Annotated in this window: 11 protein-coding genes, 1 tRNA gene and 1 rRNA gene; 8 read left to right on the top strand and 5 right to left on the bottom strand. The window is 30.9% G+C overall.

What is annotated here, in order from left to right:
• Positions 1 to 167 precede the first annotated feature (167 nt).
• Positions 168 to 275: ribosomal RNA gene (gene rrf / locus H526_RS0108965) — 5S ribosomal RNA — on the top strand.
• Positions 276 to 673: 398 nt separating this feature from the next.
• On the opposite strand, the gene H526_RS0108960 is transcribed toward rrf, so the two are convergent.
• Positions 674 to 1816: an acyl-CoA dehydrogenase gene (locus H526_RS0108960; protein WP_027392695.1), complete on the bottom strand. Its 1143-nt coding sequence runs from the start codon at positions 1814 to 1816 to the stop codon at positions 674 to 676.
• 442 nt (positions 1817 to 2258) lie between these two features.
• On the opposite strand from H526_RS0108960, the gene H526_RS0108955 reads away from it, so the two are divergent.
• From H526_RS0108955 to H526_RS0108925, 7 genes are all read left to right on the top strand, one after another.
• Entirely contained in the window at positions 2259 to 3485 is a 1227-nt protein-coding gene (locus tag H526_RS0108955) for a Glu/Leu/Phe/Val dehydrogenase dimerization domain-containing protein (RefSeq protein WP_027392694.1), read from the top strand.
• A 27-nt stretch (positions 3486 to 3512) separates the two neighbouring features.
• Positions 3513 to 4985, top strand: coding sequence for a sodium/proton antiporter NhaB (nhaB, locus tag H526_RS0108950; RefSeq protein WP_027392693.1), 1473 nt, complete (start codon positions 3513 to 3515; stop codon positions 4983 to 4985).
• Positions 4986 to 5071: 86 nt separating this feature from the next.
• Positions 5072 to 5758 (top strand): MotA/TolQ/ExbB proton channel family protein, encoded by a 687-nt coding sequence (locus H526_RS0108945; protein ID WP_027392692.1) that lies wholly within the window; start codon positions 5072 to 5074, stop codon positions 5756 to 5758.
• A gap of 1 nt (position 5759) precedes the next feature.
• Complete coding sequence (locus H526_RS0108940) at positions 5760 to 6152, top strand: ExbD/TolR family protein (RefSeq protein WP_027392691.1); 393 nt, start codon at positions 5760 to 5762, stop codon at positions 6150 to 6152.
• Positions 6153 to 6155: 3 nt separating this feature from the next.
• Complete coding sequence (locus H526_RS0108935) at positions 6156 to 7043, top strand: hypothetical protein (protein ID WP_027392690.1); 888 nt, start codon at positions 6156 to 6158, stop codon at positions 7041 to 7043.
• A gap of 108 nt (positions 7044 to 7151) precedes the next feature.
• Positions 7152 to 8369, top strand: coding sequence for a bifunctional folylpolyglutamate synthase/dihydrofolate synthase (locus H526_RS0108930; RefSeq protein WP_027392689.1), 1218 nt, complete (start codon positions 7152 to 7154; stop codon positions 8367 to 8369).
• A gap of 85 nt (positions 8370 to 8454) precedes the next feature.
• Positions 8455 to 8532: transfer RNA gene (locus H526_RS0108925), tRNA-Val, on the top strand.
• A 119-nt stretch (positions 8533 to 8651) separates the two neighbouring features.
• Here H526_RS0108925 and H526_RS0108920 read toward each other — a convergent pair.
• The 4 genes from H526_RS0108920 to H526_RS0108905 all read right to left on the bottom strand — a co-directional run bounded on the left by H526_RS0108920 (position 8652) and on the right by H526_RS0108905 (position 14646).
• Positions 8652 to 10799 (bottom strand): prolyl oligopeptidase family serine peptidase, encoded by a 2148-nt coding sequence (locus tag H526_RS0108920; protein WP_027392688.1) that lies wholly within the window; start codon positions 10797 to 10799, stop codon positions 8652 to 8654.
• 68 nt (positions 10800 to 10867) lie between these two features.
• Positions 10868 to 11017 (bottom strand): hypothetical protein, encoded by a 150-nt coding sequence (locus H526_RS31720; RefSeq protein ID WP_155839642.1) that lies wholly within the window; start codon positions 11015 to 11017, stop codon positions 10868 to 10870.
• 849 nt (positions 11018 to 11866) lie between these two features.
• Complete coding sequence (locus H526_RS0108910; RefSeq protein ID WP_035084962.1) at positions 11867 to 13627, bottom strand: helix-turn-helix domain-containing protein; 1761 nt, start codon at positions 13625 to 13627, stop codon at positions 11867 to 11869.
• Between the two features lie 137 nt (positions 13628 to 13764).
• Positions 13765 to 14646 (bottom strand): thiopeptide-type bacteriocin biosynthesis protein, encoded by an 882-nt coding sequence (locus H526_RS0108905; protein ID WP_027392686.1) that lies wholly within the window; start codon positions 14644 to 14646, stop codon positions 13765 to 13767.
• Between the last annotated feature and the right edge of the window lie 8 nt (positions 14647 to 14654).

Below are 14654 nucleotides of genomic sequence, written 5' to 3'. Positions count from 1 at the left end.
ACTAATAACCCATAGGCTTATGCGCACGTCCTGCTAAGCAATTAGCAGGACGGAGAATTGCTTTGATAGCTTCTTTTTAGTTACTTTTTTAGATCGTATTTTATTATTTAAATCAATATGTCAACAATATTAGTTGATCTCTTATCATTAAGAATCAACCAACAGCTTAAGGTGGTTATAGCATCGGGGCTCACCTCTTACCATTCCGAACAGAGAAGTTAAGCCCGTTAGCGCCAATGGTACTACAATCGTGGGAGAGTAGGTCGCCGCCTTCCTTGAAAACCCTTCAATACTAAATTGAAGGGTTTTTTTTATACTCAAAATCCAAATACTAAAAATACAATTAATAGAAAATGAATATAATTTATATTAATATTAGGTATTAATGTTGCTTTATGTGTACCTATTACTGTGTATATGGTTAAGATTCTCGATGTATTTTCCTTAATGATGTTTTATTTGTCTAAAGGAATATACCAGGTGGATGTATTATTTTATTATTATAATATTATTTAATAAAAATACTTTATAGGTATTAAGGGTAATTCTAACAGGAGATGTATAATCTAAATTCGTTTGAAGAATGTAATTGAAGGAGGTAGAGAATTATAATATTTAAAAAGCCCAAATTGTTTTAATAATTTGGGCTTTTTAAATAGAGAATTTTAACTAATTAATCTCTAAGAATACTTCTGGAAATTACAATTTTCTGTATTTCACTGGTACCTTCATATATTTGAGTGATTTTTGCATCTCTCATTAAACGTTCTACGTGGTATTCTTTTACAAAACCATTACCACCATGAACCTGTACAGCTTCAACAGTAACATCCATTGCAGCCTGAGATGCTGCTAATTTTGCCATTGCGCCAGATAAATCATAGTTTTCATGATTGTCTTTGTCCATAGCAGCTTTATATACTAGCATTCTGGCAGATTCGATTTGAACATGCATATCTGCAAGCTTAAATGCAATTGCCTGATGGTTCATGATTTCTGTACCAAAGGCTTTACGAACTTTAGAATATTCTTTTGCCAATTCATAAGCTCCTTGAGCAATACCTAAAGCCTGCGCAGCAATACCAATACGACCACCAGCTAAAGTTTTCATGGCAAATTTGAATCCGAATCCATCTTCACCGATTCGATTTTCTTTAGGGACTTTTACGTCATTAAATATAAGGGAATGCGTATCACTACCTCTAATACCTAATTTGTCTTCTTTTGGACCAATTTCAAAACCTTCCCATCCTTTTTCAACAATGAAGGCATTGATACCTCTATGTTTCTTTTCTTTATCGGTTTGAGCAATGACTAGGTAATAATCAGAAGTACCTCCATTAGTAATCCAATTTTTAGTTCCATTTAAAATATAATGGTCTCCTTTATCAATTGCTGTTGTTTTTTGTGAAGTAGCATCACTTCCAGCTTCAGGTTCTGATAAACAGAAAGCTCCTATTGATTGTCCAGTAGTTAGTTTACTAAGATATTTTTCTTTTTGCTCTGGAGTGCCATAAGTATCAAGTCCCCAGCATACCAAAGAATTATTAACAGATACGATTACAGAGCAAGATGCATCTATTTTGGATAGCTCTTCCATTACGAGTACATATGAAAGTGTATCCATACCGCCACCACCATATTCCGGTGATGCCATCATTCCTAAAAACCCAAGCTCTCCCATTTTTTTGACTTGTTCAGTAGGGAATTCTTGCTTGTTGTCTCTTTCAATGACTCCTGGTAATAACTCTGCTTTAGCAAAATCACGAGCAGCATCGCGTATCATTAATTGTTCTTCGGATAATTTAAAGTCCATATTTGATCCTTATTTACTGTGCGTGCATAACACGCGAATTCAACTTTTTGATGAAAATAAATCGAGATAAACTCGATATTTTTATTAATTCTACAAATATAAGTTATAATACACAAGTTTTGATGTTTTTTTCATTTTTTGGTAATTTCTTTTAGAGATTGATATTTAATAGTGTTTTTCATTTTAGATGTCTTATTTTTCTTGGAATATTTGTCTGTTAAGACAAGAAATAATTTTGGCTTATTATTTTTTTTAATTTAAGGTTTCTCCCTATTTAGTTTTTTATATTTGTGAAGTCACTTTTGGGTGATAATTATTCAATTTATTTAAAAACTTTTTATGAGACAGCACTAACTCCGTAATGGAGGGATTATTTAATTAGAAGTTAGGAAAGATAAAATCTTTAGTCAAAGTGCATTTGTATAAATTGAAGTTTTAAAAAATGAAAGAATTATTAAAAAAATACGAAAATAAAGCCCCTGAAATAGTTTTTAACTGGAAAGATTCTGAAACGGAAGCTGAAGGATGGACAGTTATTAATTCATTAAGAGGAGGAGCCGCTGGTGGTGGAACACGAATGAGATTAGGATTGGATATGAATGAGGTTCTTTCTTTGGCAAAAACCATGGAGGTTAAGTTTACAGTTTCAGGCCCAGAAATAGGAGGAGCTAAATCAGGTATTAATTTTGATCCAACTGATCCAAGAAAAAAGGGAGTTTTAGAGAGATGGTATAAAGCAGTTTCTCCATTACTTAAGAGTTATTATGGAACAGGAGGGGACTTAAATGTTGATGAGATCCACGAAGTAATACCTATAACTGAGAACTGTGGAGTATGGCATCCACAAGAAGGAGTTTTTAACGGGCATTTTCAACCAACAGAAGCTGATAAGATAAATAGAATTGGACAATTACGCCAAGGAGTTATTAAAGTTTTGGAGAACACAACTTTTTCTCCTGATGTGTCAAGAAAATATACGGTAGCCGATATGATTACTGGATATGGAGTAGCGGAAGCAGTAAGACACTATTATGATATTTATAGTGGTACTGTAAAAGGTAAAAAGGCGGTTGTACAAGGTTTTGGAAATGTAGGGTCTGCAGCGGCATATTATCTTTCAGAAATGGGAGCTAAAGTTGTTGGAATTATTGATCATGCTGGTGGATTAATAAATGAAGATGGTTTTTCTTTTGAAGAAATAAAAGAACTTTATCTTAATAAAAAAGGAAATAAATTATATAGTGAAACACTAATTCCTTTTGAAGAATTAAATAATAAAATATGGTCTTTGCAAACGGAAATTTTTGCTCCTTGTGCTGCATCTAGATTAATTACAAAAGATCAGATTACGCAAATGATAAATTCTGGTTTGGAAGTGATTTCTTGTGGAGCAAATGTACCTTTTGCAGATAAAGAAATATTTTTTGGTTCTATTATGGAGTACACGGATGAGCAAGTAAGCTTAATTCCTGATTTTATTTCTAATTGTGGAATGGTAAGGGTATTTGCTTATTTCATGGAGAGAAGAGTTTTGATGACAGATGAAGCAATTTTCAATGATACATCTCTAACAATAAGAGATGCGATACAAAGAATATTTGATAAAAATAATTCTAATAAGAATATAAGTAGAACAGCGTTTGAGATTGCTTTCAAACAGTTAGTTTAATTATTATACAAATTAATTACATATACTATGTTTAAATATTTTCTAGGTAATAGTCCTAAATGGTTTAAAACCGTAATGATAGGATTTCTAATCTTTAATGTGTTTTCGTTTTTTTTCCTCGGTAAGACAATTACGTCTTGGATATTTATTGCAGAATTCATTTTTACATTGGCGATGGCATTAAAATGTTATCCCTTGCAGTCAGGAGGACTATTAGCAATAGAAATTTTAGCACTTAACCTTACTACTCCAAAGAATGCCTATCACGAAGTGGATCAGAATTTAGAAGTAGTATTACTTTTGGTATTTATGGTGGCTGGAATTTATTTTATGAAGCCATTATTAATGTACATCTTTAGTAAAGTATTTACTAAAATAAAATCAAAAATGATATTGTCCATGCTGTTTGTTTTTCTAGCAGCAGTACTTTCAGCTTTTCTGGATGCATTAACCGTTACGGCGGTGTTAATTAGTGTTGCTGTTGGTTTTTATGGAGTGTATCATAAAATTCATTCTATGCCCGCTTCTGATTTTGATCAGGATGGATCACTGGATCGAAAAGAACTTAGCGGTGAAACATTGGAAGAGTTTAGAAGTTTTTTAAGGAGTTTAGTTATGCATGGTGTAGTGGGAACTGCTTTAGGAGGAGTATGTACTTTGGTAGGAGAACCTCAAAATCTGTTAATAGGAGAAAGAATGGGATGGGATTTTATAGAATTCTTCATTAAAATGGCTCCTATCACATTACCGGTATTAGCAGCAGGATTATTAACTACCGTAGTTCTAGAGTTAACTGCCTCGTTTGGATTTGGAGCTAAGTTACCAGAAGTGGCAAGAAGAATTATTGAGAATTATACTGATCAAGAAGATGCAAATAGATCAGATAAGGCAAAATATGGATTAATAGTACAAGGAGTGTCGGCTATACTTCTTATTATTGGTTTAGCATTGCATTTAGCACCTGTAGGATTTATTGGTTTGGCATTGATAATTATACAAACTGCCTTTATGGGAATTACAGAAGAACATCAATTAGGAAAAGCTTTTGAAGAGGCGCTTCCGTTTACAGGATTGTTGGTAGTTTTCTTCGTTATCGTAGCTATGATTCATGATCAACATCTTTTTTCGCCTATAATTGATTGGGCATTATCTCTGGATCCATCTAAACAACCTTCTATGTTCTATGTGGCTAACGGATTGCTATCCATGATTAGTGATAATGTATTTGTTGCTACTGTATATATCGGAGAGGTAAAACAAGCATTTGATAATGGTGTTATAACAAGAGAACAATTCGAAAAATTAGCTATTGCTATAAATACAGGAACAAATTTACCTAGTGTTGCAACACCTAATGGTCAAGCGGCGTTCTTATTCTTACTTACTTCTTCTTTAGCTCCACTTATTGGTTTGTCTTATGGAAGAATGGTTAAAATGGCATTACCATATACTATCATACTTGGTGGTGTAGGTCTTTTAGGAATAATTTATGTATTATAACAATCATTAAAAATATACTTAACCTATAGAAATAACGTTAGTATACTAACACTAAATTAACAAGAACAAATATGACCCATTTATTGATGCTTGGTATGTTTGCCCAAAATACCAAAGAAATTGATCCGGAAGCAGAAGAAAAAACATTGTCCATTATCGATTTATTGCTTAGTGGAGGAACAGGAGGAGTAGTTATTATAGCTATACTTTTTGTTTTGTTATTTGTAGCAGTTTATATTTATTTCGAAAGAATTTTTGCAATTAAAGCAGCATCTAAATATGATGAAAGTTTTATGCATCAAATTAGAGATAATGTTGCAAGTGGTAAAATTGAAGCTGCAAAAATTTTATGTGCGCAGACTAATAATCCTGTTGCTAGGTTAACCGAAAAAGGAATTTCAAGAATAGGAAATCCTTTAGAAGATATTAATAAAGCAATAGAAAACGCAGGTCGACTAGAAGTTTATAAATTGGAGAAAAACGTAAGTATTTTAGCTACGGTTGCTGGTGCTGCTCCGATGATAGGATTTCTAGGTACTGTAATTGGTATGATTTTAGCATTTCATAATTTGGCATCAAGTTCAGGAAGTGCAGACATGGGATCGTTGGCAGAAGGTATTTATACCGCGATGACGACTACAGTTGCTGGATTAGTAGTTGGTATTGTTGCTTACATAGGATATAATCATTTAGTTGTAAGAACAGATAAGGTTATTCATCAAATGGAGGCAACTACAGTGGATTTCCTTGATTTATTAAACGAACCTGCTTAATATGAATTTAAGAGGAAGAAATAAAGTCAGTCCAGAATTCAGTATGTCGTCTATGACAGATATTGTGTTTTTGTTGCTGGTGTTCTTTTTACTAACATCTCCAACAATTACGCCTGAAGCGCTTGATTTAATATTACCAAAGGCTAAAGGTAAGAGTTCTAACGTTCAAAATATATCAGTTAGTATTACTAATAAGTTACAGTACTATGTAGATAATGAACGAGTGAGTCAGAGTAGATTAGAATCTACTTTGTTAACTAAGTTGTCAGGTAAAAATGAGCCTACTATTATACTAAGAGCTGAGGAAGGAGTTCCTATTGAAAAAGCTGTTGGAGTAATGGATATAGCAAATAGAAATAAATTTAAAGTAATCTTAGCTGTAAAACCAGAATAATTTATGTTGAAACTAGATACAAAACATAAAAAAAAGTCTTTTATAATAACCATAATATTACATGTGGCTATTATCTTTTTATTGTTTTATCTAGGATTAAGCCAGTTAGATCCAGACCCTGAAGGCGGTATCGCTGTTAATTTTGGAACAACACTAACTGGATCAGGAGATATTCAGCCGACTGAGGCAATACAATCATCTCCAAAACAAACAACTCCAGAATCTGCTTCGGATGTTCCCGAACCGGAACCTGAAACTCCTGAGATTACCGAAGAAGTGGTTACCCAGGATATTGATGATGCTCCTGTAGTAGAGGAAAAACCAAAAAAAGAACCTCAAAAAAAGGTAGAGAAACCGAAAGAAAAACCAAAAAATAAGCCAGCAGAAAAAAAAGTTGAAGAAAAGCCAGTAGAAAAAGTAGAGGAAAAGAAACCGGACCCTAAACCGGATAAATCGACTTTGGATATATTAGATAGCTTTTCTAATGGCCCTAAGAGTGATGGCAAAGCTAAAGGAGGAGAAGGAGATGACGGAAAACCTGGAGATAAAGGTAATCCTAATGGGAATCCTTATGCTACTAGTTATTATGGACAACCAGGTCCCGGAGGTACAGGAGGCGTTGGATATGGTCTTAACGGGAGAGGAAGACCTACAAATTCTAAAGTAGTACAAGAGTGTAATGAAGCTGGACGAGTGGTAGTGAAAATTATCGTTAACAGATCAGGCAAAGTTGTTCAGGCTATTCCTGGAGTTAAGGGTACTACAAATAGTGCTAAGTGTCTTCTAGACCCTGCTAAGAAGACAGCGCTTACTTTTAAGTGGAAAGCTGATCCAAAAGCTCCAGTCAAGCAAATTGGTTTCGTAGAAGTGACTTTTGGGTTAGGTGAGTAACTACATTTATATTGATAATTTTAAACTTTTCTTCATATAAATGATAAGTTCTTTTTTTAACTTTAAAAATGGAACAAATTTTATAAATCAATAATTAAAGAATTTAATATCGACTATCAAGTAACTTTAGAGTGGATGTTTGCACAGTTACCAATGTATCAGCGTCAGGGTGCAAGCGCATATAAAATTGATTTAACAAATACAGTTAATTTAGTAACTTATCTTAAAAATCCTGAAAATAAATTCAGGAGTGTCCACGTAGCTGGAACTAATGGAAAAGGATCGACTAGTCATATGCTTGCTTCTGTTTTACAAGAATCAGGATATAAAGTCGGTTTGTATACTTCACCGCACCTTAAAGATTTTAGAGAACGAATTCGTGTTAATGGAAAAGTTATAAGCAAAGAGTATGTAGTGAATTTTGTTTCAAAGCATAGGTCGTATTTTGAAGCAAATCAATTATCATTCTTTGAAATGACCGTTGGCTTGGCTTTTCAATATTTTTCTGAATCCAATGTAGATATCGCAATAATCGAAGTCGGTTTAGGAGGTAGGTTGGATTCTACAAATATTATTATACCAGAGGTTTCTGTTATTACTAATATAGGATTAGATCATACGCAGTTTTTAGGAAATACATTAAGAGAAATTGCAAGAGAAAAGGCAGGAATTATTAAAAACAATGTGCCTATTGTTGTAGGTAGAACAACTGAAGAGACGAAGAGCGTATTTGAAGAAAAGGCTTTAGAGCACCATAGTGATATCTATTTTGCTTTTGATTACCAAGGTGTGGTTTTTAGTACGGATCTAAAAGGCAGGTATCAGGACGAAAATATGAAAACCGTATTGCAAACGATTCTTGTTCTAAAAGAAAAAGGATGGAGTATTAGTAATGAGAGTATGGAGAATGGGTTTGCAAATGTTGTAAAAAACACAAGTCTATTAGGTAGGTGGCAAATATTAGGAGAAAAACCAAAAGTTATATGTGATACTGCACATAATGAAGATGGCTTAACTTATGTAATGAAACAGTTGTCAGAGGAAAAATATGATACTTTGCATATAGTTCTAGGTGTGGTTAACGATAAAGATTTACAAAGTGTTTTACCTTTATTTCCTGTAAACGCGATTTATTATTTTGCAAAACCTGATATAGGAAGAGGATTAAAAGCGAAAATATTACAGGAAGAAGCGTTAAATTTTAATTTGAAAGGAAAAGCTTATAATTCTGTGTTGTTGGCTTATAAGACTGCTTTACAGGAGGCTAGCAATAAGGATTTGATCTATGTTGGAGGTAGTACATTCGTAGTTGGAGAAATAATTTAATTTTTCTTTCAAATTCTTTTGGTAGACTGTAAAACTGTGTTATATTTGCATCCGCAATCACGAATAAGGGTTGTGAAACATAAAAGGGCAATTAGCTCAGTTGGTTCAGAGCACCTCGTTTACACCGAGGGGGTCGGGGGTTCGAATCCCTCATTGCCCACCAAAAAAATCCATTCAATTTTGAATGGATTTTTTTATGCTTATTTGTGATTTAAAAAAGATAGTTTTACCCATAATTATGTCGTATTACAGTTAATAAATAATGTAGGTAGTTATGTTGTTTTATTTTGGTTGATAATTTGGATGTCCAGTTTGCCAAAGAGCGAAAGAAATGATATTGGCAAATCTTTCAAATTCTTTAGTTTTAGTATCGTCTTTTCCATGCCCTGCTTTTTTATCTATAAGCAAAAGGTTATCGGTGTTACCTGCGTTAAAAGCTTGTATACGGGCAGCAAATTTAATAGAAAACCAAGCAGGTACTCTAGGATCATTTAGACCAGCAGTTAATAAAGTGGCAGGGTATTTTTCACCTTGTTTTAAATTGTGATATGCATCCATTTCTAATAAAGCTTTGAATTCTTCCGGATCTTTTATTGTACCATATTCTTTTATGTTTTTTGCCCCGTTTGCTCTATTTTCCGACCTAAGAGTATTTAACATTCCAAATTCTATAATTCCTGCTTTAAATAAATCAGGACGCTCTGTGATCGCTCTTCCAATCATTATTCCTCCTGCGCTACCACTCCATATTGCTAATTTGTTTTTAGTTGTAATATCATTATGAATTAAATATTCTGCGCAAGCTATAAAATCTTTCCAAGTATTAGGTTTTGTTAGTTTTTTACCTCCTTTATGCCAGGCATCTCCTTTTTCTCCTCCTCCTCTTACATGTGCTACAGCATAAACTCCGCCTTCCAGCACCCATAATAATCTTCTAATTTGAAAAGATGGTTTCATTGATCTTCCATAAGCTCCATAACCATCCATCAGGACTCTGTTTTTTCCTTTTTTATTTATATTTTTATTATAAAATAATGAAAGAGGAATCTTTTCTCCATCGTGAGCTGTTACTTCAATTTCTTCGACAATTATGTCTTTGAATCGCTGATCTTCTAATGCTGTATTTATGTCTTTATCTACCAGTCGTTCGTTAAAATATTCAAATCGTTTATTATCTGTGGTCCAACCACTAGCATTAATCCAAAGTTCAGGATAATCTAATCCTCTTGAATTCAGGCTTATATTGCCGTAAATCTTTGGTAAGGTTATCTCTTTTTGAGAATTATTTTCAAGCTTGAATAAACTAGCTTTTATACCATTTTTACTAGTTACGAAATATAGTCCTTCACTAGTAAAACTAAAATCTGTAATAACTAAATCTCTTTTTTCTTTTACTAATGTTTTAGGGTTTTCGAAATCGGGATTAAGTATAGAGGTACTACATATTTTGAAATTAGGAGCATTTTTAGAAGTTATGTAAATTAAAGAGTCTCCTTTAACTATATAACTTTTAATCTTGTCAGATGTTTTAAAGAGAGTTTTCCAATTTTTGCCATCCAATTCGCTTATTTTTAAAGAATAAGCATCGTAGTAACTTTTATTTCCCCTTACTTTTCCAATAATGTATTTATTACTTTTATCATTGAATGATATAATTGGTGTTTCTTGTTCTTTAAGATATAATTTTGGATTATGACTCTTGGAAAATAGTTCTTTTAATTGTTTTGGATCAGCTCCAAGTTTATAAATTACAGATTTTGTGTTTAATGAAAATTGTTTAGATTTTGGATCTGAGTTTATGTATTGTAAATACATAAATCCAGAGTTATCTGGCAACCAATGTATTCCTCCAGAGCTTGTAGGCCATACATTACTTATGATCTCAGGGCTGATAGTCTTGGAAAGTATGTCATAAATAATTAGGTCAGAAATTTCCTTACCCATTTTGGTTAGACTAATAACAATTTTAGTTCCATCCCAATTGGGTGCAATATAGTTTATAACAAATTCGGAGTCGACATTTGATTTGTAATCCTTAGGGTTATATAACATTATTTCTGGAGCTTCATACGACTCTCTATAGTATAGTTTGGGAATATTATCTTTTGATGACCTTTTTAAATAAAAATATTTGTTATTTTTTGTAACCTTAAGTTTAGAAATGGTGAATGATTTTTTATTATCGAATTGTATCTGTTTATTAACTAATTCTTGTCTTTTATTTATAGTTTGTAGAAAATTATTTGAGACATCGTTTTGTTGATCAATCCATTGTTTTACTTTGGGATCTTCCAAATTTTCTAAATATCGGTAAGGATCTTCAATAAGTTGTCCATGATATTTATCTACCACAATTTTTTCAGGTAGTATATCTTTTTTAGTTTGACAACTCATAAGTAAAACGCATATAATAAATAACTTAATTTTCATATAAAAAAAATTAGTATAAAGGGAAGTTCTGCTTCCCTTTATACGATAATAAATACTTTTTTTTCTTTTTAGCTTCCCCAAGTATCATCTTCAGAATCATTCTCGTCTAAATTTAATAATGCTCCTCCTTTAATACTAATTAAATTATCAAGCTTAGCGATTTTAAATTTGTCTAAAGTAAGCTTGTTTACGTTCTCTGAGTTCTGCATTTTTTTCATGTTGTAGAGTTTTAAATTTTATTGTTTTATGATTTAATGATGTAGCAAATGTATGAGATACGTTAGGCTATTGCATTATAAAAAAAGGAGTAGCAACTTGATTTCAGGAATTCGGTGTCCGGATTTCAAGAATTCGGAGTCTTCGTTGAAGAAAATTAAAGAGTTAAGTGGTTGTTTTTTAGTTTTTTATGTATTTAATACCTAAATCGTTATTTTTTACTCTTTATTTTTATTTATTCTAGTTTTTATATGAAAAGTAACAGGAGAGTTTCTTTTTTTGTAAAATTAACTAAGAAAAAAATCGAAATATTGAAGTTTATATAATATTTGTAATCACTTTAATAAGACGTTTTTTGAGTTAAGTATCGAATTTTATTTTTAAAAATGAAAAAATAAAGTATTTATTAAAAATTCTTACTAGATTACGAAAAATGAGTATGGGTTTTATATGTATAGATTCTAGGATATTTAAATCGTTAATTGATGTGCGCTGATAACATAAAAAATAATCTAATATTTATAAATAGAAATGGATGAAAGTAAATGGAAGTAGAACTTTTCTTAAAATGGTGAAGATACGTTTATAATGAATCTATACATAATTATGCGCTTTGAGAGGATTCTCACTTAAAATTACTTCCATTTTAATAATTTTGGTTAGTTCAGGGAAAGTTTGTTTATATCTTTAAATTTGTTGACCTTTTTAGTGTTGAAATTTTTTAAAATTAATTATTTAATGTTGACATATAAAGTAATCTTATTTATCTAATAAACTGAGATAATAATTTTTAGAATTCCAAGATTTTTTTTGAGAAAAATCGCTTTTACTAACCTAATTCATTCTTTATATTAAGTAATTATTTTTTCTTCCTCATTTTGTTTTTTCTCTAGTTGTTTTAAGAAAAATGAGGGAAAAATTCCAGTTTTTTTATGAAATGACCTAGAAAAAGCATCAGTTGTATTAAAACCTATGTCATTAGCAATTGCTTTAATCGTATATTTTCTGAATTTAGAATCAGATTTTAACTTTTCAACGACAAAATCTATACGGAGTTCATTGATGTAATTACTAAAACTTTTTCCTTTATATGTATTGATTATTTTAGATAAGTATTTGGAGTTTGTCTTGAACTCTTTTGATAAGGCATTAATGGTAATGTTAGTTTTAATAAAATCTTTATTTTTTTCAAAAGTATTAAGATGTTTTAAAATATCATTAATTATAATTTCTGAAATACCTATATCTATTGTATCATTTTTGTTTAAAATAACTGGCGTTTCACTTATTTGATTTGTAACTGGATCAGTTTTTTCTTGTTCAGAGTGACTATTTTGTTCATACAAATCAAGAAACCGTTGTTGAAATACTTTTCGTTTTTTAACATTTCTAACTAAAATTAGGATCAGAGATATGATCAACAGTAATAAGATACCTACTGTAATAATTGTGTTTTTATTGTTTTTTTGAAGAGAATTTATGATATGTTCTTTTTCTAGAATAAGATTCGGGGTAGTGTAATCATCATTTATCTTGACATATACTTGTTTGTAGTTAGTGTCTAAAATACTATCTACGTACAGGAGCTTATTAATATAGAGCAATTGTTTATTTATGTCCTCTTTCTCTTCATATGTTTTGATTAGCAGTTCATAGCCTGATCGAATAGTCGGGAAATAATAATTCTTTGCATAGGCTAGAGAATCCATTTTTTGTAAATGAATTAAGGAAGCCTTTTGATTTTTTTGTTTAGCATATATTTTACCAAGAAATAAGTCTGCACGTATCGAGGTACCAATGCTTTGAGGTTTGTTTTTAGAAATTTTTTTAAATTTAAGAATGCTGTCAAGACTGGATGTATATTCATCCTTATAATAATGGGTTCTACCTGAAGACAATAGTAAACGGCCATACAATGTACTGTCTTTAGATTTTAATGAGAGATTAATGGCTTTATTGTTAGTCGTATATGCAGAATCGTATATTTTATTTTTGTTAAAAGAACTTCCTAATGCGAATAAAGATTTAATATAGTCATATTCATAAGTGTGATCATCTTTAAACTGTTTTCCGTAATAATTAACAATGGATTTTAAGGATTCTAAAGATTCTAAAGATTTGCCTAGATCTTCTTTAAGCAAAGCTATAAAATATTTTGTCTTGTATTGTTGATCTATATTTTCATTTTCATTTGCATATTTATTAGATAAAACCAATTCATCCATTGCTTTTTTGAATTGACTTTTTCCTCCATAAATTCTAGCTTTAAGTAAATGTCCTTTTGCCGGATAGTTAAAATCTTTGATGTTTTTGGTTAACATAATAATGCTATCTCCATATGCTAGAGCTTTTGATTGCTCCGTGATTTCTGATAACATGTAATATCCATCAGCTTGTCTTATTATATCTCTTTCTTGTTTGGCTTTTTGCAAATACGTTAATGCGAAAACTTTTGAATGTATAGTATCACTTTTGTAATACTCAAAACTCTCTAGTAGTTCTTCGTATGTTTTTTGGAATAGTGTATCTTGATCAACAGCCTCTTGAGCGTTTGTTATTCCCAAAAAACAAAATGATGAAATCAAAAATGTAACAAGTAGCCTGTTTTTCATATACTGATAATTTTATCTCTGCTAACCTGATTTTTTTCAGATAGTTTGATGTAGGGTTTGTTATCAAATTTCTCTCCTATTATTAGGGAGTTAATATTTGGTTTTTTGGTTAAGATGCACTTCATAACTTTTTTAAATTATGAATTTATAGATAATGAGTTTTTTATATAATCAGATTTATAATATTTGCAAAATAAATCATAAATAACAAGCTCATAAAACCTTTGTCTAGATCGAAAAGCTCTATTGACTAACATATGGATATGACTTCCTATTAAATAATCAAATCGCACTTCGAGACTACCTTCTTTGTTATGATTTATAATCTCTTGTATTAGTTTTATAGTCACTTTTTCTTTTGTATTTATTATTTTATCCAAAACATTAAATTCATTCTGAGAATAAGTTGATTTTAAAAAGTTTGAAAGATCATTTTTAATCTTTCGGTATTTTTGATCTAATTGTTTGTTAAGAGTCTTATCGGCATTAAACTCTATTTTGAATGCATCTCTTTTATTAACTGCAAAACTTAGTTTTTCTTGCATTTCATAATTACAACTGTTAAGGAATTGATCAATTGTCTTCATAATAAATAAGAAATACAAATTTTCGTCCTCAATTAGAGTTTTACTTTCTAATAACATATTACTTTCATGGTAAAACAATTCTTCCGAAATATGAATAGTATTTGCACCATAACGTTCTAACTCACGATAATAAGTATCTAATTGAATTTTATAAATAATATCATCAGTAACATATGATTGCATTGTACTACTAAATGACTGCATAATATCTGCAATGTTTCTAATGTCGGTGACATGAAGTCTAAGTTTTATATGAGCATCCGGATCATGATATCTAATAAAGAACCATAGATCAATCATTCTTTTTTTGATTAATAATTTCATTAATGGATAGATGGTATTGATTAGAATACTATCCGAGGTTCTGGCACCACAATATATTTTGTAATACAACCATTCTTCTCCAGGTATAAAGGTTCTTTTTACTTGCACTTTAAGAG

Origin of the sequence: Aquimarina latercula DSM 2041 (assembly GCF_000430645.1) — a bacterium.
In the GTDB taxonomy this organism is placed as follows: Bacteria; Bacteroidota; Bacteroidia; order Flavobacteriales; family Flavobacteriaceae; genus Aquimarina; species Aquimarina latercula.
Note: the sequence above shows the minus strand (reverse complement) of the source record. Positions and strands in the feature narration are given on the sequence as shown.

What these genes read in the sequence shown, in the direction of transcription:
- H526_RS0108920 (WP_027392688.1), bottom strand. Translation starts at nt 10,799, where the DNA reads ATGAAAATTAAGTTATTTATTATATGCGTTTTACTTATGAGTTGTCAA.
- nhaB (WP_027392693.1), top strand. Translation starts at nt 3,513, where the DNA reads ATGTTTAAATATTTTCTAGGTAATAGTCCTAAATGGTTTAAAACCGTA.
- H526_RS0108940 (WP_027392691.1), top strand. Translation starts at nt 5,760, where the DNA reads ATGAATTTAAGAGGAAGAAATAAAGTCAGTCCAGAATTCAGTATGTCG.
- H526_RS0108935 (WP_027392690.1), top strand. Translation starts at nt 6,156, where the DNA reads ATGTTGAAACTAGATACAAAACATAAAAAAAAGTCTTTTATAATAACC.
- H526_RS31720 (WP_155839642.1), bottom strand. Translation starts at nt 11,017, where the DNA reads ATGAAAAAAATGCAGAACTCAGAGAACGTAAACAAGCTTACTTTAGAC.
- H526_RS0108945 (WP_027392692.1), top strand. Translation starts at nt 5,072, where the DNA reads ATGCTTGGTATGTTTGCCCAAAATACCAAAGAAATTGATCCGGAAGCA.
- H526_RS0108955 (WP_027392694.1), top strand. Translation starts at nt 2,259, where the DNA reads ATGAAAGAATTATTAAAAAAATACGAAAATAAAGCCCCTGAAATAGTT.
- H526_RS0108910 (WP_035084962.1), bottom strand. Translation starts at nt 13,627, where the DNA reads ATGAAAAACAGGCTACTTGTTACATTTTTGATTTCATCATTTTGTTTT.
- H526_RS0108960 (WP_027392695.1), bottom strand. Translation starts at nt 1,816, where the DNA reads ATGGACTTTAAATTATCCGAAGAACAATTAATGATACGCGATGCTGCT.